Origin of the sequence: Verrucomicrobium spinosum DSM 4136 = JCM 18804 (assembly GCF_000172155.1) — a bacterium.
In the GTDB taxonomy this organism is placed as follows: domain Bacteria; phylum Verrucomicrobiota; class Verrucomicrobiia; order Verrucomicrobiales; family Verrucomicrobiaceae; genus Verrucomicrobium; species Verrucomicrobium spinosum.
Genome location: NZ_ABIZ01000001.1, coordinates 2,841,942 through 2,864,971 on the forward strand (window position 1 = coordinate 2,841,942; position 23,030 = coordinate 2,864,971).

At 59.8% G+C, this 23,030-nt stretch carries 21 protein-coding genes and 1 tRNA gene; 7 read left to right on the top strand and 15 right to left on the bottom strand.

Annotated features, from left to right (window positions below; all coding sequences use genetic code 11):
• Positions 1-136: 136 nt before the first annotated feature.
• The 3 genes from VSP_RS11505 (at position 137) to VSP_RS35015 (ending at position 1,654) form a co-directional block, all read left to right on the top strand.
• Positions 137-213, top strand: a tRNA-Asp gene (locus VSP_RS11505).
• Between the two features lie 161 nt (positions 214-374).
• Positions 375-1,103: an ATP-dependent DNA ligase gene (locus VSP_RS11510; protein ID WP_081452501.1), complete on the top strand. Its 729-nt coding sequence runs from the start codon at positions 375-377 to the stop codon at positions 1,101-1,103.
• 296 nt (positions 1,104-1,399) lie between these two features.
• Positions 1,400-1,654 carry a hypothetical protein gene (locus VSP_RS35015; RefSeq protein WP_009960748.1) on the top strand — a complete coding sequence of 85 codons (255 nt, stop codon included), beginning with the start codon at positions 1,400-1,402 and terminating at the stop codon, positions 1,652-1,654.
• Between the two features lie 84 nt (positions 1,655-1,738).
• Here VSP_RS35015 and VSP_RS43945 read toward each other — a convergent pair whose 3' ends face one another.
• Positions 1,739-2,539, bottom strand: a complete 801-nt coding sequence (locus tag VSP_RS43945; protein ID WP_425509794.1) for a pirin family protein — start codon at positions 2,537-2,539, stop codon at positions 1,739-1,741.
• A 105-nt stretch (positions 2,540-2,644) separates the two neighbouring features.
• Between VSP_RS43945 and VSP_RS11520 the strand changes: the two genes are divergently transcribed.
• Positions 2,645-3,616 (top strand): bactofilin family protein, encoded by a 972-nt coding sequence (locus tag VSP_RS11520; protein WP_029190362.1) that lies wholly within the window; start codon positions 2,645-2,647, stop codon positions 3,614-3,616.
• Positions 3,617-3,626: 10 nt separating this feature from the next.
• Here the strand turns inward: VSP_RS11520 and VSP_RS11525 are convergent, their stop codons facing one another.
• Both VSP_RS11525 and VSP_RS11530 read right to left on the bottom strand, forming a co-directional pair.
• Positions 3,627-4,409: a prepilin-type N-terminal cleavage/methylation domain-containing protein gene (locus VSP_RS11525; RefSeq protein ID WP_081452502.1), complete on the bottom strand. Its 783-nt coding sequence runs from the start codon at positions 4,407-4,409 to the stop codon at positions 3,627-3,629.
• Entirely contained in the window at positions 4,406-5,179 is a 774-nt protein-coding gene (locus VSP_RS11530; protein ID WP_081452503.1) for a PEP-CTERM sorting domain-containing protein, read from the bottom strand. The genes VSP_RS11525 and VSP_RS11530 overlap by 4 nt, the downstream gene beginning before the upstream one ends.
• Positions 5,180-5,317: 138 nt before the next feature.
• Here VSP_RS11530 and VSP_RS11535 point away from each other — a divergent pair, with 138 nt between their 5' ends.
• On the top strand, positions 5,318-5,962 hold the full coding sequence (locus tag VSP_RS11535) for a DUF6580 family putative transport protein (RefSeq protein ID WP_009960753.1): 645 nt from the start codon (positions 5,318-5,320) through the stop codon (positions 5,960-5,962).
• A 96-nt stretch (positions 5,963-6,058) separates the two neighbouring features.
• Here the strand turns inward: VSP_RS11535 and VSP_RS11540 are convergent, their stop codons facing one another.
• The 7 genes from VSP_RS11540 to trpA all read right to left on the bottom strand — a co-directional run bounded on the left by VSP_RS11540 (position 6,059) and on the right by trpA (position 12,621).
• Entirely contained in the window at positions 6,059-7,087 is a 1,029-nt protein-coding gene (locus VSP_RS11540; RefSeq protein ID WP_009960755.1) for an Lnb N-terminal periplasmic domain-containing protein, read from the bottom strand.
• A gap of 726 nt (positions 7,088-7,813) precedes the next feature.
• Positions 7,814-8,587 carry a 3-methyl-2-oxobutanoate hydroxymethyltransferase gene (gene panB / locus VSP_RS11545; protein WP_009960756.1) on the bottom strand — a complete coding sequence of 258 codons (774 nt, stop codon included), beginning with the start codon at positions 8,585-8,587 and terminating at the stop codon, positions 7,814-7,816.
• 59 nt (positions 8,588-8,646) lie between these two features.
• Positions 8,647-9,171, bottom strand: a complete 525-nt coding sequence (gene folK, locus VSP_RS11550) for a 2-amino-4-hydroxy-6-hydroxymethyldihydropteridine diphosphokinase (RefSeq protein ID WP_009960757.1) — start codon at positions 9,169-9,171, stop codon at positions 8,647-8,649.
• 49 nt (positions 9,172-9,220) lie between these two features.
• On the bottom strand, positions 9,221-9,961 hold the full coding sequence (gene dapB / locus VSP_RS11555; protein WP_009960758.1) for a 4-hydroxy-tetrahydrodipicolinate reductase: 741 nt from the start codon (positions 9,959-9,961) through the stop codon (positions 9,221-9,223).
• Positions 9,962-9,983: 22 nt separating this feature from the next.
• Positions 9,984-10,868, bottom strand: coding sequence for a 4-hydroxy-tetrahydrodipicolinate synthase (gene dapA / locus VSP_RS11560; RefSeq protein WP_009960759.1), 885 nt, complete (start codon positions 10,866-10,868; stop codon positions 9,984-9,986).
• Positions 10,869-10,976: 108 nt separating this feature from the next.
• A complete protein-coding gene (gene dapF, locus VSP_RS11565; RefSeq protein WP_009960760.1) occupies positions 10,977-11,801 on the bottom strand; it encodes a diaminopimelate epimerase in 825 nt (274 codons plus the stop codon).
• A 19-nt stretch (positions 11,802-11,820) separates the two neighbouring features.
• Positions 11,821-12,621 carry a tryptophan synthase subunit alpha gene (trpA, locus tag VSP_RS11570; RefSeq protein ID WP_009960762.1) on the bottom strand — a complete coding sequence of 267 codons (801 nt, stop codon included), beginning with the start codon at positions 12,619-12,621 and terminating at the stop codon, positions 11,821-11,823.
• 177 nt (positions 12,622-12,798) lie between these two features.
• Between trpA and VSP_RS11575 the strand changes: the two genes are divergently transcribed.
• Both VSP_RS11575 and VSP_RS11580 read left to right on the top strand, forming a co-directional pair.
• Complete coding sequence (locus tag VSP_RS11575) at positions 12,799-14,256, top strand: phospholipase D-like domain-containing protein (RefSeq protein ID WP_009960763.1); 1,458 nt, start codon at positions 12,799-12,801, stop codon at positions 14,254-14,256.
• Positions 14,257-14,576: 320 nt separating this feature from the next.
• The gene (locus VSP_RS11580) at positions 14,577-15,263 is read left to right on the top strand and encodes a hypothetical protein (RefSeq protein WP_156345082.1); all 687 of its coding nucleotides are present in this window, start codon (positions 14,577-14,579) and stop codon (positions 15,261-15,263) included.
• Positions 15,264-15,290: 27 nt separating this feature from the next.
• Here the strand turns inward: VSP_RS11580 and VSP_RS11585 are convergent, their stop codons facing one another.
• The 5 genes from VSP_RS11585 to VSP_RS11605 all read right to left on the bottom strand — a co-directional run bounded on the left by VSP_RS11585 (position 15,291) and on the right by VSP_RS11605 (position 22,913).
• Entirely contained in the window at positions 15,291-18,365 is a 3,075-nt protein-coding gene (locus VSP_RS11585; protein WP_009960765.1) for a M56 family metallopeptidase, read from the bottom strand.
• Positions 18,366-18,378: 13 nt separating this feature from the next.
• Positions 18,379-18,786 (bottom strand): BlaI/MecI/CopY family transcriptional regulator, encoded by a 408-nt coding sequence (locus tag VSP_RS11590; protein WP_009960766.1) that lies wholly within the window; start codon positions 18,784-18,786, stop codon positions 18,379-18,381.
• 142 nt (positions 18,787-18,928) lie between these two features.
• A complete protein-coding gene (locus VSP_RS11595; protein ID WP_009960767.1) occupies positions 18,929-20,176 on the bottom strand; it encodes a polysaccharide pyruvyl transferase family protein in 1,248 nt (415 codons plus the stop codon).
• A gap of 538 nt (positions 20,177-20,714) precedes the next feature.
• A complete protein-coding gene (urtA, locus tag VSP_RS11600) occupies positions 20,715-21,977 on the bottom strand; it encodes an urea ABC transporter substrate-binding protein (protein WP_009960768.1) in 1,263 nt (420 codons plus the stop codon).
• Positions 21,978-22,082: 105 nt separating this feature from the next.
• Positions 22,083-22,913 (bottom strand): hypothetical protein, encoded by an 831-nt coding sequence (locus VSP_RS11605; protein WP_075086842.1) that lies wholly within the window; start codon positions 22,911-22,913, stop codon positions 22,083-22,085.
• Positions 22,914-23,030: the final 117 nt, after the last annotated feature.

The window sequence follows — 23,030 nt, forward strand, 5'->3', positions numbered from 1 at the left end:
GTTTTCGTTCAGGCTCGTAGAGATGAAATAGGGGGGCGGGAAAAAATGTCGAAAAAGATGCATTTTGAGTTTGCACAAATCAGGAGTTCATGTACTCTTTTGACCTTCCCGAACGGCAACGAACGGGGCGAAGGTTGGAGCGGTAGCTCAATTGGTTAGAGCGCTGCCCTGTCACGGCAGAGGTTGCGGGTTCGAGTCCCGTCCGTTCCGCCAATCTTCGCAACTGAGGGGGGCAGATAAGTCCTCAAACCGGAACAAAACAGGTCCGGCATTCCAATCGGTATTTCCTAGAATCCCGGGTTCCTGCTTTGCCTTCGTGCGCGGGGGAGAAATTTTCTGAAGCGCAGTTTCCGGGTTGTCGGCGAATAACCGACATGCAACCTCACACTGATCTCCCCCGGGCAAGTCACGTCCCGGTCATTCCGGAACGGATGACCTCGCTGGATCTCATGTGTTGCCGGCAGGTGACAGAGCTCCCCGCTGGTCCTGACTGGATCTATGAGATGAAGTTGCGGGGTTTCAGAGTCACGGCCTTGAAATCAGCAGAGGAGGCGTGGCTGGTTTCCCGGAACCACTTGTCCTTGGGGGAGCAGTTTCCGGAGATCATCAAGGCGTTGCAGGCTCTTCCTTGCGACCAGGCGCTGGTGGATGGTCAGTTGGTGGCCTTGGATGAGTCTGGTTGCGTGTGTGGTTGCCCGGTTGAGATGTCGGGCAGAGGGCAGCGTCCGGCGGCGGTTGGCCTGGTGGTGTTTGATCTGCTGGAACTGGATGGCCGCTACATGCAGGGCCTCCCACTGGGCGTAAGGAAACAACGCATGTCGGCCCTGCTCGCTGGCGCGCCCCAGGGCGTGGTTGCCGCAGTTGACCTCGCGGGCACCCCTCAGGATCTTCTGGAGCAGGCCAGGATGGCTGGGCAGCCGGGTATCGTCGCCAAACGTCGGGACTCCACCTATGAGGAGGGGCGCCGTACGATGGAGTGGCTGAAATGTCTGGTCCCCGCCGAGGCGGGCCAGGCAAGGAGCGGATTCATCACCCATTTCTGTGTTGGTCAGGTGAAGGATGTGATGCCGCTGAAAGATGAATCCGTGCGCCGCGCGGCCTGAATGCTCCGCTTAAGCAGTGGCCCCCCCCCCCTTGTCCTCAGGGCCTGGATATCGTGGCTGCCCCGCAGGCTTAAGTGGAGCAATGGGCTCATTGATGCCCCGGATTCTTCGTCCTCATGAAGCTTGCAGCGGTCATTACCTGCGTTTTTTTCGTCTGGATAATGGTCTTATTTTGCGCATGATCTTTATCATTCATGCAAAAACTGCTTGTATCTCACCATGAATGGGGGCTAAGGGGGAGTCTTATATTGAGTAAGTAGTGCGTTTTTTGTCATGCCAACTAGAATAAGAATTGTATGATCTCATCCAAGCAACCATCCGTGGAACAACTTAAGAAGGCGGTCGCAATCGCCGAGAAAATCAAAGAACTCGAAACCCAGCTCTCCGAGTTGCTCGGTGGCGGAGCTCCTGCTCCCGTCGTTGCCCGTGGTCGCAAGCCCAAGGCAGTCAAGGTTGAAAGCGGTCGGAAGGCCCGCAACATCTCCCCTGAAGGTCGCGCTCGCATCGCAGCTGCGCAGAAGGCCCGCTGGGCCAAGGCCAGAAAGGGCTGATCCGCCAGCTAAAAAGCCCCGTTGGGCTGGAGGTTCACCCTCCAGCCCGGCTTCCCGCCTTGGGACTTTGGCCCTGGCTGGATGTTACATTTTAAAATCCAGCACAAACACCTGTGCCGGACGCTTGGCTTGAAGTCTCAAGCAGGGCTCGTCATGCGCGAGAGCCGCATCTCCCGCAGCCAGTAGCTTCCCGCAGCACCAAACATCTCCTGAGGTTAGTTTGATCCAGGCATGGTGCCCTGCGCCATGAGATCTCCGCCACCGTTGGCCGTGGTGCAGTGTTGCGTGCCACAGTGCTATGCCTGGGGGGCTGCGCAGATGGTCGGGACCTCCGCTGGGGCAGGCCAGCCATCTGGGGGTATAGGCGTCACCTAAAGGTGGGGAGTGATGTGCCTGAGTTTTGGTCTTCCGAGCCGGACCGCAGCCAGCTATCCAGAACCGCAACAGGTGGCTGACTTCAACGGGCGAAGGATTGTGCCATCGGTCCCCTCCAAAGGAGGCGGAATCTCGTGCGGCCAGCGGTTCCATCAGACTGGACCCAGGGGTTAGGTGAGACCGGGCCGGCGGCGGGGGAGTTAAGTGCTCTGCGACACCCTCAAGCACAAAGGTGAGTACTGTATTGGCTGTGGGTGGGGGCGTGGGTTCTACAAATGTTTCGCCAGGCAGGAGGATTGCATCCGTGATGCCAGCCAGAATCGAGGAGGGGAAGTTCGCGTCTTGGCAGGGGACTGAGGTAGTGCAGACGTGGACGCCGCCCAGATGATGGCGTTTCCGATCCGCCGCCTTGAGAATATGGATCACGGGCGAGCATGGCCCTCCCGACCCGGTCTGGGAAAGACCTTCTCGGCACTGTGAGCATAGTCTTGACGTATGCTCCACAGGCATGGCTTCTGCTTGGCTGAAAAGGAATGGGCAGAGTCAGCGTGGACAAATTCGGGAGGTGTGTTAATTTTGTGACTTGTTTTTGAGAAGGGTTACCCATCTCGCTAGATGTCGCAGCGACTTTACAAGGCAGTGGTTGGCGGGCTCGATCCGGTCTTGACCGGAAGTGGGGAAATGTCTGCACGCTGGACCGCCGAGTTGCTCCTTTCTCTGGACTGGTGCCGCATTGTGGAGCTGGCACGGGCGATGGCCCTTTTCGGCGGATTTGAGCTAGGCTCTACGACCGTGCGAATGGATGGCGCGGCGGACTTTACCATGACGCGCGGCAAGGGTGCGCACGCGCGGCGTTACCGTGTGCGGCTGGCGGAGTGGAACCAGTGGCAGGCGACGGTGGCCGGTGTGGAGGAGTTCGCCCAGACGCTCAAGAAGGAGAAGCACCGCAATACCCGCGGTGTGTTGCTGGCCCCGGGTGGCTTTTCGGCCTCTGCCCTCCACCTTGCGAGGCAGCGCCAGATCGAGACCGTGGATGCCGATGTACTCGCGGCCCGGCTCAATGAGCTGCCGGAGACGCACAGCGTCTTCTTTTATGAAACTGGAACCCTGGGGGACTATGGCAGTCCCACGTGTCCCGCCTGCATGAAGCGCATGGAACTCCTGCCGGAGCCTCGGCCGCAAACGCCGGGTCGGGTTTCCGCCCTCCCGGACCTCAGCTATCGCACGAGTGACATCGTGGCCGAAGTGGTGGCCGCCCGGAGAATCGAAATCCACCGCAACTGCGAAGTGTATTTCCTTCGTGAGGTGCATGCGCGGGACGTGATCGTCCACGGGCACGCGGTGGGCAACTTTGTGTGCGATGGGTGTTTGCTCCTCAATCCAGGCAGCGTGGCCGAGGGCACCGTCGCCGCCCGCTCGGTGATGGTCCGGCCTGGGGCAGTGTTGAACGGTGAGGCCCGCATCCTGCAGGGCGCACCCGAATCCCTTGCCCAGGAATCCCCTTCCTTGACTTGGCGCTGCGCCAACCGGTCACCCAATGCCAAGCTGCGTGCGAAGTGCGAGCAGGTGATGTTTAGGATGCATTGAGGGAGGTGACCTACTTGAAGTAAGTGGTGTCGCCTTTTGCGGCTATCCGACCTACCGTCTCACCCTTGATTCGAGTGTCGGTGCTACCCGGATAAGGCTTGAAGGATTCGACATGGCCATCCACGAACAGCATGTTGGCAGAGCCGTTGTGCCGGAAATGGGCGGTGTTCTCGGTTTCACTGAGGATGTAGAACTCCTCAATCATGGGCTTGCTTGGAGAGGCCGGTTGCTGGAAGGTGTTTACCTGTCCGCAGTCGCCGAACAAGATGACCTTCGCTGCGCTACGCACTTGACTCACATGCATGGGCGCACCGCCGCTGCGACCGCCCAGCAGCCAGTTGTAGCCGTAGCCGTAGCTGGCTCCTTTGAACTTCTCTTTCCACAAGGCTCCTTCATAATTGAAGCCCTGGCACACTTCGATTTTGCCCACTTCTTGAATGTAGGGGTAGAGCGGTCCCGCCGTCTTATCCAAATCGCGATCACCTTCCGCTGTCCCCGCCTTTGTGCTTTCATGGCCGAAGAACCAGGTTCGTTGACCCTTTTTGTCACCTTTGCCATTGACCACGTAAGGCGGGAAGTACCCGTTGTTGTCATTGACGTACATGTTCACCGCAGCCGATAGCTGGCGGAGGTTGCTCGAACAATTGGCTCCGGTGGCAAAACCCCGGTAGGCGCGCCAGCCTGACATGGTGATAGTGACGAGGATGGCGATGATCGTCACCGTCACTAGCAACTCAACCAGCGTGAAGGCCGCTAGATTACGGTGGTTACCCCGGGATAGGCGATGCGTCATCGAAGGTGATTTGATGCTCTTTTGCGGCGGCGCAAGGCAAGCATGCCCGACAAGCCAGCAAAGAGAAGAAGCGCTCGTTGAGGCTCGGGAACTGCCGAATAGGAATAGACGCTCACCCCATTGCCATACTGTTGAATGAGGGTGTTGTTTCCAGTGAAGTTGGCGACAGTAGGAGTATTCTCGCTGCCCTGGATGGTGGCCATGGGCTGGTCCCATCCGTCTCCGCCGTACACCCAAGCGTCGAAAGTTACCTCGTCAATGCCGCCGTCTAAGAGGCTGCGTCCTGTGGTTCCGACTCGTCCGCTTGTCCATCCGGTGTCGGCGTAGGTACCGCTGTTCGGAGCATCGAAGGCACCCGAGTAGCTTCCGCCCGTGTTGTAGTAGTTCCAGCCAAGAGAGTCCTCTGAGTTGGCTTCGAGGGTTTTGTCATCGGCAGAGCCAGGCAGGCCCAACCATGTGAAAGCCGTATAGTAGTACGATGGCGGATTGAAGGTGCCGTAGTATGTAGCGTCAAGCTGGAATCCCGCTCCGACGGTGGATACCGGTCCGCTCGTGGTGCTCATCGTGCCGAAGATTGCATTCATGACGTCCTGGCCCGTTTGGAGCACATTGTTGGGATCATCAACGACCCATTTAAAAGTCTCTGCCCCTGCCGTGCTGGTATCGAAGTTCCCCTGAATCAGAAAGTAGTGCGTTGCTGCATTGCTTTGGGGGCATAGTGCAGCGGCTGCCACGACGGCTAACAGTGGGACAAGTAATCTCGATGCCATGGATAGAATAGGGGAGGGCAAACTGAGGTGTCTAATGTGATGCTAGACGTCGCGTTACCCTGATTTTGCCTCGCTGTCTACATTCGATTTAGACAACATTGCCCTTGTTCATCCGCGCACTTGGAGCTTCATTCCCGCATGTCTCGTTCTGCTCGTTCCCAAGGTCTTTCCGCCTATGTTTGGCTGCCGCTCGTGCTGATGGTTGCGGCTCTGATCTGGCGGGTGCTTTACCAGCAGGGGATCGTTGCAGCCAACTTGGGGAATCTGAGCCCGCTCATGGCTTTTGCCTTCGCCGGGGCCATCGCCTTTCCGCGTTCGCTGCCTTGGTGGAGCTGGGCGGGGCTTTTGATTTTGGTGGACTGGGTCAGCATGGGCTCGCAGTGGTGGTCCACGGCACATGGCCGTGAGGCGGTGCTGCTCAGCTACGGCCTGTATGTGCTGGCTGCTTGGTGGGGGTCCCGACTTCGTGGCAAGGCCGGTATGGTCGATACCGTGCTGGGCACGCTAGGTTGCAGTGTTGGTTTCTATCTCGTGACGAATTCCCTGTCGTGGGCTGTCGAGTCCTACTACGCAAAGACGTGGGCTGGCTGGGTGCAGGCCTTGACGACGGGCAAGGAAGGCCTGCCGCCGACGCTGATGTTCTTCCGCAACTCTCTGATCGCCGATCTGTTGGGGGCCACGGCCATTGTGGTGGTTTACAATTTTGAAGCCTTGGTGAGAAAGCTGCGCGTCATGCCGGTGATTGGTTGGGGGCGTCAGTCCCAGGCCGCGGTGGCGGCGTAGAATGAATGACGGTAGCTGTCCAATCGGTCGCCGGGCTTGGCCAGAATGCCCCGAGGCGATGGCGAGAGGCGAATGTATCGCCATGCCATCGATTCTTCACGGAGCCGCCGCATTGCCAGCCGGTGTTGGTCCAAATCCCGGGCGGCCTTCCCGGATGAGTTTCGAGAAGTCCGGTGATTTGTCGGCCGCCTGCGCTGCTGAGTTGATATGAGCCTTTTCCCGGAGTTCGGGGAAGGGGAGGCCGTCGGTCACGAGGGCATTTCTCTCGTAGAGCATCTCGTCCCCCTTGCCATTTACCAGTATTCGCCAGTCCCAAGGGGCGCGTTTCGAGTTGGGGCGTTGGGTGCGGATGGCCGTGGTGCAGTTGGTGGTCGCAGCGTTGTACCAGCGCGGCTGGTCACGCAGTCCGTTCATGGTGGCGACGTATTCCATGAACCGTTCGCGAGCCCGTTCGGGCGAGACGGGGATGCGGTATAGATAGGAGTCTTCTCCGGTGCGGTAGTTGGTGCGCAATCGCACGATGTCGCGTTCGTCCGCCGCAATGTAGATCAGTTCATATTGCCGGTAGAAGCCTCCGATGGCTGAGTACTTCTCGCCCACTTCCTTCCGGGTCTCGATGGAGAAGCAAATGGGGGGCGCATCCTTGAACTGAAAGCTGGCAATGGGATGGGCCATCCAAGGGGATCCCCAGTAGTTGATAAAGAGGTCAATGCCGGTGAGTTGGGAGAGTCGCACTTTGCGGGTTTCCCAGGCCGGGGTGAAGTCGGTGGTCGTGCGGTAGTCAAAGTTCCGCACGTTGTGAATGGTCACTTCATCCCCAGCCACCTCCGCCCAAGGAAGTTGGGCCACCTCGGGCTGCCATTCGCGGTTCGCCTGGGGCTGGAGTTTCAGCCACCAGCTCAAGACGCCCACAAAGGCCAGTCCGATGAAGAGCGACTTCCGCCAAGGCTGGCGAATAAATAGCAGCATGGTGGCGGCGGAGCCGAGCCAAAGCCAGGCTGTGGCCCGGTTGAGAAAGGGCATGTCGTAATAAAGGGCTCCAAAAGTCCAGGCTACCAGCCCAAGGAGGATCAAGGAGAGTGCCAGGCGGAGCACGAATCTGAGGGACCAGAGAAGGAATCGCATAATTGAAGTGGGTGGGGGTGCCTGGCGCAGCTTAGCGTTTTGCCATGCCGTCTGTCGAACGGTTTTTGGGGGTGTTGATGGCTGTGTGGATGTGGAAGCTGTGAGGCGACCGTGTTGGTGGATTGGTTCCTCAGGAAACACTCGCGTCACCCGGGGCGCTCGCCCTGCAAGATGTCTGGGACGAGAAGCAAAAGGGAGATTTGGCACGTTGGTCCCCGTTAAGACTCCTTCAGGTCAATGCCAGCAGGGGGAAGTGGCGAGGCCGACTATCTTCCTTTTGTGACCGAATTGAGGCGCTAGTTTAGGTTTAGATGATGATGGCCATTGGCCCGGCACCATTCCGGGGTGCTCGTCATGGGCGGGTTTGATGACGCCGGGCCCACAGCCCTTTGGAGTTAGTTGGTCATCGACTCCTCGGGCGTCGCCCGAGGCTGGTATGAAGCCGGACCTTCGGCCCTTCTGAAGGGGCATTCTTGCTGCCGCCACGGCGGATGCTTCATTGAGACTTCGAGGTCATCGTGGCAGAGCTGCAATCTGGACTGCGAACAGGGCTTCGCTGGCAACGCGGAGGGCGACTGCAACACCTCACACATTCAGATAACCTGGGTTGTGGGGCGACCGCTTCGGTTGCCTTGTCAGGGGTGGCGCGTGGCAAGCGGGGCCCTTGCTCTACAGCGTCTCTGGGGGAGGAGGTTAGGGCAGTTCCGGTTCGTGGAATCGACTCCTCTAAGCTCCCTTCACACCCGCGATCCACTCTCGTGCAGCGCGAGTGGTCTCCATGGCCTCATTCGCCAGCGCGGTGGCAAACGGGGGCTTGAACCACGGGAAGGCACCGAGAAGGTCGGGGGTCACGAGCACTTGGCCGTCGCAGTTCGGGCCGGCGCCGATCCCGATCGTGGGGATCTGGATGGCCTTGCTGATGCGTTCTGCCACCTCAGGGACCATGCTCTCCAGGACGATGCCTGCTGCGCCTGCTTCTTCGAGTGCACGGGCATCAGCCAAAAGTCGGTTGGCGTCGTCGTCGGTCTTGCCCTTTTTCTTGTAGCCGCCTTCGTGTTTCACGCTCTGCGGCAGCATGCCGATGTGTCCGATGTAGGCGATGCCAGCTTGTGTGATGGCTCGAACTTGGTCGGCCACATCCACGCCGCCCTCAAGCTTGACGGCATCGGCACCTGCTTCTACGAGGCGGCGTGCGTTGTGCACTGCCATATCTGGCATGCCATAGCTGCCGGAGGGAAGGTCCACAATGATCGTGGCGCGTTGCACCCCACGGCGGACGGCGGCGGCATGATGCAGCATCATCTGCATGGTCACGCCCGTGGTGTCTGGCATGCCTAGCACGACCATGCCCAGGGAGTCTCCTACGAGGATGAGATCCACGCCGGCTTCATCAAGCAGCCGGGCGGTGGGGTAGTCATAAGCGGTGAGGACGGCGAGCTTTTCACCGGCGGCTTTCCGGTCGCTAAGCTGCTGGGCGAGGAGGGCGGGGGAGACGGCCATTGCAGGGGAGGGAGAGGAAGGGGGCGTCGAGCGAAACTTACGATACGACGGAGAGGAGGTCACGGACTGCCGAGGTCGAGCCAGTCCAGTGAATACACCCGAGGTGGAGGCTCGTCCGAGATGGGCAGGGTATCGAGGATCTCCTGCACCGACCGGTCTTCGCCGGGAAGGCGCAGGTCCGCGCGGATGTCTGCGAGCGGTTGCAGCACGAACCGACGCTGCGTCATGCGCGGGTGGGGGAGCGTGAGGTCCGGGTGATCCACCACGGCGGCATCGGCATAGAGCAGATCCAGGTCCACGGTGCGTGGCGCATGGTGCTCGTGCTCATTCGGGCGGCCAAGTGCGGCCTCGATGGCCCGGGTGTGCTGGAGCAGATCCAGAGGCTGGAGTTCTGCTTCCAGCTCGATCACCGCATTCAAAAATCCCGGTGAACCCGGAGGGCAATCCACGGGATCCGTTTCATAAACCGCGGAGGTGGCGATCACTCTACTCCCTGGAACGCTCTGGAGAAGAGCGACCACGGCCTGACGAAGATTCTCAAGCCGGTCCCCCAAATTCGAACCGAGAGCGATGCCGTATTTCATCGACTCCCGGTTGCGAAGGTGGGTAGGGGCAAAGAATCGAGATCTGGAGCTATTTCAGCCCCAGTACGTCCTGCATGTCATAGATGCCCGCGGGCTGGCTCACGAGCCACTTGGCGGCGCGCACGGCTCCGTTGGAGAAGGTGTCGCGGCTGGAGGCCTTGTGTGTGAGTTCCACGCGCTCGCCCACGTTGGCGAAGACGACGGTGTGATCTCCGACCACATCGCCACCGCGCAGGGCATGGACGCCGATTTCCTTCTTCGTCCGGGCACCCACATCGCCCTTGCGGCCGTGGCGGGTGTCCGTTTCGTAGCTGACCTCAGTCTCTTCGCACAGGATCTCCACCAGACGACGGGCGGTGCCGCTCGGGGAGTCCGTCTTCATGCGGTGGTGCATTTCCACCACTTCGAGATCAAAGGGTTCGCCGAGGATGCGCACAGCCTGACGGGTCAGCCAGAAGAGGGTGTTCACCCCCACGCTGAAGTTGGGTGCCAGCACGACCGGCAGCGTCTTGGACGCTTCACGGATTGCGGCGAGTTCCTCCGGCGTGTGGCCGGTGGTACCCATAACGAAAGGCTTTTTGTGCTTCACACAGGCGGCCACCAGCTCATTGCTGAAGTGGTGGGAGGTGAAGTCGATCACTGCATCGCACTTGGAGAGGGCCTCATCCAGGGAGTCACCCATGTCCACAGTCGCGCCGACGGCACAGTCGGCATCGCTTTCCACGGAATGAATGACAGCCTGGCCCATGCGGCCTTTGGCACCGGTGACGAGAATTTTGAGCTGAGCCATGATGGTCGGTTTGCAGTGAATATTACTCAGCAAGGATGCCCACGTTGATCATGGTCTGGCGCAGTTCATTGACCTGGGCTTCCCCCAGCTCGCACATCGGCAGACGCAGCTCGGCATCGCAGATGCCTTTGAGTGCCAGCGCTGTCTTGATGGGGATCGGGTTCGTGGAAAGCTTCAGGAAAGCGGAGAACAGCGGGTTGAACTGCGCATGAATGCTCTGAGCCTCGGCCCAGCGGCCAGCCAGAGCGGCCTGCACCATCCTGTTCATCTCTGCCGGGATGAGGTTGCCCGCCACGCTGACCACGCCCACGCCACCCACGCTCATGAAGGGCAGGGTGAGGGAGTCGTCACCGGAGAGGATATCAAACTCTGCCGGGAGGAGCATTTTCATCTGGCTCACACGGTCGGCATTGCCACCGGCTTCCTTGATGGCGCGGATGTTTGGGCAGGCCTCGGCAAGGCGCACCACGGTGTCCACGCCGATCTCGATGCCACAGCGGCCGGGGATGCTGTACAGCATGATTGGCAGCTTGGTGTTGTCGGCGATGGCCTTGAAGTGGCGGAAGAGCCCCTCCTGGGTGGGCTTGTTGTAATAGGGTGCGACCAGCAGGGCGGCATTGGCACCGGCGGCCTCGGCTTCCTGGGTCATTTCCACGGCTTCACGCGTGGAGTTGCTGCCGGTGCCAGCCATGACGATGCCACGGCCTGCGGTGTACTCCACGGTCAACTGGATGACGCGCTCGTGCTCATCGTAGTCCAGGGTGGGGGATTCACCCGTGGTTCCGCAGGGCACGACGCCCTGCACGCCGCCGGCAAACTGGTAGTCCACCAACTTTCGCAGGGCGGCTTCATCGATCTGGCCGTTGCGAAAGGGGGTGACAATGGCGGTGTGGGTACCGGCGAACATGACGTTTTAGGTGTTAATGATGATGAGAACTGAGAACTGAAAAGAGGAAAGGGGGAGCCAGTTCATCTGCGGCTGTGAGGGCCGGCAGAGGGGGCTCCCAGTGGGCGCTTAGACTTCGAGCTTGCCCTGAAAGACGAAGTCGGCGGGGCCGTGCAGGGTGACGTCAGAATAGACGTCGCCAGCCTGGTTGAAGCCGACCTTCAGGGTGTCGCCACCCTTGACCTTCACGGAGACGGGAGCGGCTGCTCCATGGAGCTCATGGTGAATGAGCGCGCAGGCCACCATGCCGGTGCCGCAGGCCAGGGTCTCATCTTCCACGCCGCGCTCGTAGGTGCGGATCACAATGGAGCCGGGGGAGATGACGGTGGCAAAATTGGCGTTGGTGCCCTTCGGCGCGAAGGCCTCATGGTAGCGCAGGCACGCGCCCAGACGGCGGATTTCGGCCGTGGAGAGGGCATTCACATCGTCCACAAAAACGACGGCGTGCGGGACACCGGTGTTCACGCTGTGCACTTCCAGCGGGGTGCCATCCACCACCAACCCCTGATTCAGCTTCAGGCTGTGGGGCTGGCTCATGTTGATTTCGACCTGATCGCCGAAGAACTCCGCGGAGATCATCCCGGCCTGGGTCTCGAACTTCAGCGCCGCCAGGCTGTTGTCGTGCAGCTTGTTCACGAAGCGGGCAAAGCACCGGGCACCGTTGCCGCACATCTCGGCCTCGCCGCCGTCCGCATTGTAGTAGCGCATGCGGAAGTCACCGCCTTCGGTGGCTGGTTCCACGGCCAGGAGGCCGTCTGCACCCACGCCACGATGACGATCGCAGAGCTGGGCGATGGATTCACCGGAGAGTTGCAGGGACAAATCGCGGTTGTCGAGCATGACGAAGTCATTGCCCGCGCCGTTCATTTTCCAGAAGCTGAGAAGATTGGCCATGGGATAAGGGGCGGAGAAGCTAGACGGCTTTCACTGCGTCCACAAGAGGTTTAACGAATGCCGTGAGCCGGTCGGACAAGTCGGAATGCGTGCCGTGTTCCTCGATCAGCTTCACAATGGCGCTGCCCACGACCACGCCATCGGCCATGCAGGCGACGGTGCTGGCCTGGATGGGGGTGGAGATGCCAAACCCCACGGCAATGGGGGTGTTGGTTGCGGCTTGGATCTTCTGGAGCTGGTCGGAGATGCCGGTGGCCAGGGAGGTCTGGGCTCCCGTCACGCCCTCGCGGGAGACGTAGTAGATGAAGCCCTCTGCCTGCTGGGTGATGAGTTTGATGCGCGACTCCGGGGTGGTCGGTGCGATGAGGCGGATGCGTTTGAGGCCGTCGCCGACTGTCAATTCGTCGTTCAGCGGCGCTTCGTCTGGCGGCAAATCCAGAATGAGCACGCCATCGGCTCCGGCCGCGGCGGCATCGCGATGGAAGGCCTCAAACCCGTAGGTATAGACGGGGTTCAGGTAAGTGAAGAGCACCAGGGGCACCTGGGTCTCCTGGCGCAACTCCTTGATGAACGCCAGCACCTTGGGCAGTGTGGTCCCAGCCTTCAGAGCCCGCTCGGCGGCCATTTGGTTCACAATGCCATCGGCCTGGGGGTCGCTGAAGGGCACACCCAGCTCGATCACATCGGCTCCGCAGCGGGCCAGAGTCAGTACGATCTCCCGGGTCGTGGGCAGGTCGGGGTCTCCTGCGGCGATGTAGGCCACAAAACCTTTCTTTCCGGCAGCACGCAGCCCGGCAAAACATTCGTCAATCCGATTCATGAGAACGGGACGGATAGTCCGAAGCCGCCCGCGGTGCAAAGCGCAATGTCGTCAGCCAGGGGGTTTTTTGGTGGGAAGGGGTGGCGATTCAACGGATAGGGGAGACGGTGTTTGTGTTCGCGGCATTGCATCGCAGATCATTCGGGGCTATCGGTGCCCAGTGGTTGCGCGACGAGCATGATATCATTCCTTTCTGAGATCCTGCCGGTGGTGAAGCCCGTCTGGCACCTGTGTGTTATTGCGCTGAACCTGGTGGTGGTGGGATACGCGCTGAGTCACGTGCTGCTGAGGAACCGGGACTACCGGAGTGCGGCATTTTGGGCGGTGCTCATTGCATTTGTCCCCTTTCTGGGTGCTTGCTTCTACGCGCTATTTGGGATCAACCGCCTGCGACGTCGCGGGGCCAGATATCGTCACAGTCTGGAACTCGCGGCGGTGGGGGAGGTCTGCCCCGTCAATCCGTGGCAGACAGTGCCGGAACTCAAAGAATTGCGGGCGCTCTCGACCTCCCTGGGGATGCTCTCCCGATTTGGCTTTACAGTGGGAAATCACGTCACGTTGTTGCGCAATGGGGAGGAGGCGATGCCGGCCATGCTGGAGGCGATCCGTGGTGCTCAAAAGTCCATCTCTCTGTGCTCTTACATCTTTGAGGCCCACGGTATCGGCATGAAGTTCGTGGAGGAGTTGGTCCTTGCCAAAGACCGCGGGGTGGAAGTGCGGGTTCTGGTGGATGACGCAGGGACCCGCTACTCCTGGCCGCCCATCACCCATCTGCTGCGGAGCCGGGGTGTGATGGCCAAGCGCTTCATGCCTATCCGCTTCGTCCTGCGCATCCTCACCATGAACCTGCGGAATCACCGCAAGGTGATGGTGGTGGACGGGACAACTGGTTTCACCGGGGGCATGAACATCCGCCAGGGCAATATGCTGGAGGCAGATCCCAGCCATCCCGTGCAGGACATGCATTTCAAGGTGGAAGGCCCGGTGGTGCAGCAGCTTCAGCGGGTCTTTGCGGAGGACTGGGCCTTTTGCTCTGGGGAAGTGCTTTCCGGTCCTCTCTGGTATCCCACCCTGGCACCCGCAGGTGAGGTGGCTGCCATCGGCGTGCCGGACGGTCCGGATGAAGACCTTGAACTCATGCCCAAGGCGATTTTCGCCGCGATCTCCGAGGCGCGGCACTCGGTCCGCATCATGACGCCCTACTTCCTCCCGCCGCCGACCCTTATCTGGGCGCTGAACCTTGCGGCGCTCCGCGGTGTGGATGTGAAAGTGCTCACGCCAAGGCGCAACAACATCCCCTTTGTGCGCTGGGCCGCGCGTACCCTCTACCCGGAGATGCTGGAAAAGGGCGTAAAGATCTACGAGGCGGACGGGCACTTCGACCACTCCAAGTTCATGACGGTGGACGGGTTGTGGTCGTTGGTGGGATCTACGAACTGGGACCCCCGCAGCCTGCGGTTGAACTTTGAGTTCAATCTGGCGTGCTTCGATGACCTGCTGGCCCAGGAGCTGGATCGGGAGTTTGAGAAAAAGGTGCGAAACGGCACCCTGGAGTCTCTCGCCGCCCTTCGCAGTGCCACATTGGCCGAACGGCTGCGGGATGGCTTTGCCCGTTTGTTCATGCCGTTCTTGTGACGTCCTTTCGAGACAGGATTAACAAGATTTCTGAAGGATTAACAAGATTTCTGAAGGATTAACAAGATGGGGAATGGATGCAAATCCAGGGGGCAATGATGCGGGGGTAGTCTGACGGTCCCCGTCGGTTCGTGAGCGGAGGATCCTGTGGGAATGGTTGAGCATATGTTGGGCTTCCTGATTGCTCCAAAGCGGGGCACTCGCCTGCGCTCCTCGCACATTTCTCCGCAACTTCCTGACCGTCTGGGCATTCAATGTTGGGAGATGACGCTCCTCCGAATTGCATTGCACAATGGCTCCGCAACCCACACGGTGATCCTGTGAGAACCGCACTTCTGGTTGTCCTGGCGTTTCTGGTGGCACTGGCCATCGGCTGGTACGGGGGCGCTCGTCGTCCCTCCCTTGGTCTTGAGGGTCTGACTGGCGAGCCCATGGCGTCTGCTCAGTCGGCTCCGCGGGAGTTGCCTGCTGCCCGCGCTCCCTTTGTAGCACCCAAGAGCGTTGACGAAGATCTTGAGGATCTTTTGAAGCCAACCGTGGAGGCGGCTCCGGCAGTCGCGGAGCCCCAGCCTGCGGTACCCATCCCGGGTATGCCGGGAGTCCGAGGTCAACGCATGGCTCAGATCGATCAACTGGTGGAAGCGGGATCTACGCTGGTGACGGACCCGTACGAGGTGGAGCCGGGCGTGTACAACTACTCCATACTCACCCCCCGGTTGAACGCTCTTAATGACGGCAGCGCAGGGGTGAAGATGGAGGTGAAGCGTTATCAGTTCGATGTGAGCGGCGGCTACTATGTGGATTTTGACCAGTCGGTGCCGATGACTCCGGGGATCGACTCGGGGATGAACTTCCAGGAAGGCAATCAAGGCTTTGCCAGCATCCTCAGGGTGGAGTTACAACCGGGTACGGGGCAGGTGCGGGTCATGTCCAGCGATTACAAGACAGAGGGGGCGTCACCCGCGCCCTCTGGTGCAGGCGACAGTGCTCCTGGCGAGGTGCCTTGATGCTCCGGTCAGGGGTCCAATCAATCATCAAAGTCGCTTCACAACCACAAAGCTGTCGGAGGAAGAGATCGGGATGGTTCCCGCCTTCTTCCCATCTGGATTGTTGATGTGTATGGAATAGGAGCCTTCCACATCGAAGTTCATGCCTTCCAGAGTGAAGCTTCCGTCCTGGGTGCTGGCGAAGGTGGTGTACCAGTAGTTCCAGTCCCTCAGATGGTACACCAGGGTGAGGCTCGCCTGCGAGGCGGGAGTTCCATCTGCTTCGAGTACCCTGCCAGAGATGGTGAGCCCTTTGGGGAAGGTAAGAGGAGTATCTGGAAGAGGGTTCCTCTCGTCTAGTTTGACCCAGGGTGACTCCACCAGGCGGCAACCAGAGCGGAAGAGGAGGCGGTAGTCCCCATGCAGAGGTAGCCCGGTCACCGCATACTTGTCTGAGCCGGATGGGAGTTGGATATCATGCTCCAGGCTCATGGCACGTGAGCCCTCATCATGGAGGCGCAAAATCGTTCCCATAGTTCTTCGGTAGTCAAGACCAGCCCCGGCGGCGGCCAGTCGTCCCGTGATGCCGCCTGATGGGATCAGGTGGATGTCGAGCTCCACATCTCCCTCGCCGTGGGTGAGTTTGAGCTCCTTCAGACTCTCCGGGCGTGAGTAGCCAGCGATGCCGTGACGCATGAAGTCGATGTAGTCGCCCACTTGAAAGCGCCCCGTCGCTTCGCCGTTGTTGATCGGCAGCGGGCGCTCCCGTCCTCGCACTTGCACGACGAAGTTTCCTTGAGCCGGTGGCTGATCTGCGGGGGGATGCAGCCGGAATCTCACCGTTCGTTCCTGGGGAGGGGTGGGCGGGGCTTGGTTGGGGCCTTCCGCAGTGAGGCCATTTTTTGAGAGATAGAGGTGCAGGTCGGACTGGTTGCCTGTGACCCGTGTCTTCCATTCCCGACCATCGCAATTGAGTTCAATCTCTCCTGGGTTGAGTAGGCCAATCGAGAAATGGACATCGGTTCCCTGGAGGTGACCTTCAGTTTCAAACGCCATGTTGAAGTTGGCCAGATTCCAGGAGTTGCCGCTGTTCGAGTCCAGGTAGTACCGAACAATCGGCGGATTCCCTCTTCTGGAGAGCAACTTCTCCGGATCATGAATGATGCCTCCCAGCCTTAGCTCAGGGAAGAGCCGAACGGGTTCGAGGGGGCGCCTGGGCACCACCGGGGCGATCGCTGAGGCATATCCCGGAGCCTCGATGAGTGCGAGGAAATGGCGGTTGGGAGACCAAAGGTCCAGTTTCAGATGCCCGTCGTTGCCTGATGGCTGGCGGCTCATGCTGGCAAGGAAGGACCGTGAGCCGTAAAACATCGATTCGTTCGCGATTCCCCAGGAACAACAGTAAGCCCTGGCGCTGGGAACAGCGGTTCCCGTATTGGCATCGACGATTTGCAAATCCAGTGGCTCAATCTTGCGGACGCTGATCGTGGTGGGAATGCCATTGGCAAAACGGACGCCATTAAACTGCGACCATTCATGGCCGTAAGCTCGCACCTCGATGTCAAATGCGCTGTCCGTCTCAGCATTTCCGATGGTGGCTTCCCCGGCTGCGGAAGTCTGCAAGCTTCCCTGACGATGGGCCTTTTCGCTATTGAGCATGATCGATTTGACGTGGAGTTCTGCCCCGGGTATGGCCACCCCAATCTCATCCACGAGTTTCAAGATCGCGGGATAACCTTTCCTGACGACGAGGGAGAATGCAGCCGGTTCATCCGCGTTCTTGGGGGCCTGGACAATCGTGGAGGCGGGGGCGTGCCCTTCAAGCCACAGGCCCACCACCATGGACTTCCCAAAGCCCTCACAGGTAAACCTGGCGGCGTTTCGCACGCTGGCGGTGAACGATCTTCGCTCTGACCAACCGCTAATCGTGAAAACGTGGCTTGTGGTGATGACCTTGCCGGTTTCGTCCACCAGCTTGCCAACCGCCTTCCACTCAATTATCGGGTCCATCGTTTGCGTCTCTTCCACCATCGCCAGCGCGGCAATCCTCTCCTCCGGCGTAAAAGCCCGTGCCAAGGGGGGCACGGCGAGCGCACACATGAGAATGAAGCCAGTGATGGAAGTCAGGGTGGCAAGGCCAAGGGTCTGGGAAACAAACGGACGGCCCTGGGTTGGGACGGTTCCCAGAATGCGCTGGATGCGTTGCAACAGACCGCTGCCGCCGGTGGCGGCGAGGGAGAAGGGGAGAGAGTCGGGTCTGGCTGCTTCCAGGTCCGCAAGGGCGCGGGCATAGGTGGGGCGATCTCCCCCCCAGGCGAGAACCTGATCGTCACAGGCGCATTCCGCTTCATCCCGGGCAGCACGGGCCATCGCGCGGACAGGCGGGTTGAAAAAAAGCAGTGTTTCCACCGTGGTGATCCAGAGGTTGATGATGGGATCCCGCCGACGCAGATGGGCCAGTTCATGCAGCACGACCGTTTCCGCGGCGGCAAGGGTCATCCTGCCGAAGATCGCAGCGGGCAGGTAGATGACGGGACGGAACCAGCCAACCACCATCGGTACCTGCAGGCGTGCCGAGCACAGCACCCGGGCGGCGGGGAGGGCGGTGCGCTCCAGCAGGCCCGGCAACCAGGGCGCGGTGCAACGTGAGGCATCATGACGCAACCGTTGCAGGAGCCACCAACCTGCTGCGAGTCGCAGGCAGATCAGGGCGACTCCAGCCGCCCAAATAACCGCTACGAGAGACTGCCAAGCCATCGGGGCAGGCTCCGGCTTGGGGAGGGGGCGGGGGGGGATTGGCGCCGATTTGGGTCCCGGTGAGACAACGGGTGCCTGATCCGAGATCGGAGTGGGGTTCGGCGCAATAACATACGCTGAGGGGCGGGAAAGTTCCGCCGCCTCCCTAAGATCACGGCTCAGCCACACCATGGTGCCCACTGGGAGCAACAAGGTGAAGGTCAGGGCACTCAAGACCAGGCGATGTCTCGCTGCTGCCGACACGTTGCGCATGGCCACCAGAACGACACTGAGCAGCAGCCAAACAGCCGCCGCCTGCCAGAGGCTGTGCAGGAGACTGGCTCCCAGTTGAGAGAGCCAGGGGGAATGAAGAAGGTGAAGGCTCATGGCGGGAAGGGGCTCAATCGTTGCCGTCTTTGCGATCCAGTTCGTCCAGCAGCTTGCGGATCTCCGCCCGCTCTTCTGCCGAGACTTTGCGTGTGGAGAGTGCGCCAAGTGCCAGTTGGGCGGCAGAACCCTCAAACATCTGCGTCATGAGTCGGCCGAGCAGGGACCTCTTCACCTTCTGCTCCGGGACTGCCGCGGCAAAGATGTGCACCTTGGCCGAGTCATCGCGGGTCAGGAGCCCCTTCTCGTGCATGACCTGAAACTGCTTCAGCACCGTGGTGTAGCTGCCTTTGCTGCCGGTTTCCTCCCAGACCTGACGCACGCTGGAGGGGCCGTTCTTCCAGAGGACGCGCAGGAGCAGCAGTTCAGCCTCGGTAGGTTCAGGTTGGGATGGGTCCCGGTCTTTGATCGGTCTGGCCATGGTAGTGTGATATACGAATATCGTCGTAGATGATGGAAAATCGGGAGCGGTTCGTCAACGATTATTGTCGTAGATGCAAAAAGCCCCCGATCCTGCGATGCAGGGGCGGGGGCTGAAACGGGGAGCGGGTAGTGACTTGGGGTTACGCCTTGGCGGTGGCCTTGCTCAAGGAGTCGGCCAGCACACCCATGTGTTCCTTCTGCAGCTTGAGCACCACTTCTCGTGCCTGGGCGGCCTTGGCTTTGGCTGCGTCAGGATCCTTGGCGATCGCCAATATCGTGGGTGCGATCTTGGGCATCTCATCTTCGTTGTCCAGTGTGAAGAGCCAGTCATTCAGGCCGATATCCCGCCACATGTAGCCCTTCGTGGTCTGTTCCTGCCAGCGGCAGACCACGGCAGGGATGCCATTGGCGATGCACATGATGGGGCTGTGCATCTCATTGCCAAAGAGGCCGAGTGACTTGGTGTACACGCTCAGGGCTTCATCGGTGAGCCAGTACTTGTCGCGCCACACCACCTTCTCCTTCACATCATCTGGCAGGGGATCCACCAGGATCTCTTTGCCCAGAGAGATCTGGGTCTGGTCTTCGCAGCACACCAGCACCTTGCAATCGGTCTCCCGGGTGATGCGAATGATCGCCTCCCGCAACTGGGCGTGGTCATGCTCCTTCATCTCCTGGTTGCGGGCATTCTTCACCGCATCGAACTCGCGCCCCTTTTTCACCGTCCAGAAGGGGGTCCAGCGATACCGGGGAATACAGCACAGGAACTTGCCTTCTTCCAGGTTGTTGGCCTTGAGGAAAGCGTTGGCGGCTTCATCATTGCGCAGCTTTACGATGCCAAAGGCGGCATCCGGACCAAAGGCCATGATGGGGCATTTCACCCCGGCATCCTGGGCGACCTTGAGGGACACGGATTCACGGAAATAAACGAAGTTCGCATGCGTGAGGGTCTCGATGCCTTCCTGGTTGGGGGTGAAGTACGAGATGCCGTACACACCATAGGGTTTGCCCGTCTTCTTGCGCCACTCTGCCACATGCTTTTGGGCCACAAAGCCGGAACCAGATCCATGCAGGAGGAAGTCACATTCCTGGAACGCCTTGTCGATATCGGCCTGTCCTTTGAGGATGATGACGTCCGGGAATTGTTTCAGGACCAGTGCATCCGCCCCGTTTTCCAGGTTGCTGGCCCAAAAGCGGATCTCCGCCTTGATGCCGTGTTTCTGGAGCAGCTCCAGAATGCCCAGTTGGTGGGCGATATCTCCAATGTTGATGCTTTGCCACCCGTTGCGCAGGAGGATACGGGGCAGTCGGCCGGTCTCCGCGTAGGCGGGCAGAGCGGCAGCCAGGGCGGTGACAAGGGTGTTCCGAAGAAGCGTGCGGCGGTTCATGTGGGGTAGGTGAGGCATTCAGGAGTCCGGTAAACCGGGGTGAGGTCCCGGGTGTCGCTTCAACTAGGCAAGTTGGGACACGTTTGGACGGTCGGAATTTCTGAATCGCACGGAAAGGGTCTTGTTCCCGGACCGTGCAAAAGGCCTGTCCACCCCAAAGAGCGGCGGTTGGTGTGCACAACCGCCTAGGGGAAGCGGAGCGATGAACCAGCGAATTCCCGTCGTTGTGGGGGGGCTGATGGTTCTGGAGTGGGAAGTTGTTTTGCCGGCTTCCTCACCTGATCCATGCCGCGTGATGTTCCCAAGGCTAGCTCGCTTGACGCTCAGCCAACCTTGGGCTGTGGTAGATATTCCTTTCGGGGGTGAGTCTCAAAATCCTGAGTCCCCTCGGTCTCTCGGTTCTCCTCATGTCTTTGGTCTTCTGTCTCCTCGCAGAGGCACAAAAAACCCTCCGTGAGGAGGCGCTGTTGCCAGCAGCCGGATCACGGAGGGTATGCAATCCCCGGTTTAGGCCGGGTACTCACCAAACAACAACAAACTATTCCTTGGGCTTGAAGGTGCCTTTGAGGAAGGGCTCGCCGACCACGCCTTCATAAGACTTGAGGATCTTGAACTGTCCGTCGGCCTTGGTTTCGCCGATGTACACGTTCTTGGTCAGGTGGCGGTTTTTCTGGGTGGTGACTTTGCCGCCAGGGCCTTCGAAGGAGATGCCCTTCTCAAGTTCAGCGTTCACTTTGTCCACGTCGAAGGAGCCAGCCTTTTCCACAGCGGCTTTCCAGAGGTACACGCCATCATAGCTGAGTACCATGGGGGAGCAGGTCACGCGGCCTTCTTTAACGATGCCGGGGATGTCAGACTTGGCAAGCCAGGCCTTGAAGTCCTTGACGAACTTGGCGTTGGTCTTGGACTTGATGGACTGGAAGTAAGTCCAGCAGCCGAGCTGGCCGACGAGCTGCTTGGCAGGGAGGCCGCGGAACTCATCTTCCGACACGGAGAAGCTCACCACCGGGCAGGTTTCTGCCGTGAGGCCAGCAGCAGCGTACTCCTTGAAGAAGGGCACGTTGGTATCGCCGTTCAGGGTGTTGATGATGCAAGCGCTGCCACCGGCGGCGAACTGCTTGATCTCAGCCACGATTTGCTGGTAATCGGTATGACCGAAGGGGGTGTACTTGCCAGCGGAGATGATCTTGCCGGAAGCGTCCTTCGTGAAGCCGCCGCCGATGTTTTCAAGCGGCACGCCCTTGCTCAAGAGATACTCCAGGAGCACGAGGTTCGTGGTCTGGGGATAGACATAGTCAGAACCCAGGAGATAGAATTTCTTCTTACCCTGCTCCAGCATGTAGTCCACTGCCGGGGTTGCCTGCTGGTTCACCGCCTCAGCGGTGTAGAAAATGTTGGGGGACATTTCTTCACCCTCATACTGCACGGGGTAGAAGAGGAGGCCCTTCTTCTCTTCGAACACGGGGAGCACGGACTTGCGGCTCACGGAGGTCCAGCAGCCGAAGGTGACGGCGACTTTGTCCACTTCGAGGAGCTGCTTGGCCTTCTCAGCAAAGAGGGGCCAGTTGGAAGCACCGTCCACGACGACGGGTTCGATCTTCTTGCCGAGCACGCCACCCTTGGCGTTGATTTCGTCAAACGTGAAGAGGAGGACATCGCGGAGGGAGGTCTCGCTGATGGCCATGGTGCCGCTCAGAGAGTGCAACACGCCCACTTTGACGGTCTCTGCCGCCATGGCGGGTGTGGCGATGGTGGTGGCCAGCGCAGCGGCGATGATTGCCTGAAAGTACCTTCTGTTCATACTTGGTTGGTGCTTGTCGATGTGTGTTTTCATTGAAAGCGCGCACCGCCAAGGGTGACGATGCGCGCTGGTGAGAGGAATCTGAACCTTCTGAAAAGGGACGGATTAGAATGTGAACACGATGCCGGCGGAGCCCACGACGAAGTCGCTGTCAGCGTTCGGGATCACGTCGTCCTGGGTGTGGTAATAAGTCACACCAAGAGCGAGGGAGATCTGCTTGTGCAGCGGGATCGAGGCGCCAACACCGGCGGAGACATAGGCGAAGCCGCCGTCACCAGCGTGGAAGCCGTCCGTGTCAAAGGAGACCGTGATCGGGAAGGAGAGGCTGACAGGGCCCAGCGAGGTGGCGGGGGCGATACCAACCTGGGTCACAAGACCTTCATCATAGCCGGGGATCTCAATGCCAACGCGGCCGTGAAGGGCAACGAAGGGATTGATGAGTCCGTCGAGGTAGGAGATCTTGCCGTCGATGATGTGCTCCGTCTGGGAAGCGTAGTTCCAGGAACCGTAGCCGAGCTGGAACTTGAACTTGTCCACGGTGTAGTAGATACCGACGTTCACGTCGATTTCCTGCACGTAGTCGCCGATGTCGCCTTCGACCTGGTCGTTGACGTCAGCCCAGGTGTTCACATAAATCTGAAGTCCGGGAGCGACGTTGAAGTCGAGTTCGAAGGAAGGGTGGAAGAACCACTCGCCCCAATCATTGCCCACGCCCCAGACATCCTGGCCGTAGGAGATGAAGTGGGTGTCATACATCAGGGACAGGTTCCCGGTGATGAACGGGGTGGGAGCGGGGGGCTCAACCGGGGGTACGACTGTCTTGCCGGACACGGTGCCAGCCTGAGCGACGACGGGCGAAAGCATGGCAGCAGCGGCCAGCATCGCCCCCTTGTGGGAGAGCAGTTTTCTGAGGTTTCCAATCAAGGATGGTTTCATGCGTCTGTTCTTTCTAGGTTGTTGTTGGTTGTCACGACTTGCCGGTCGCAACACGTTCGTAAGCAGCGGCGATGCCATCTTTGAATGTATTTGGGATAAATCTTTTGACTGAACATT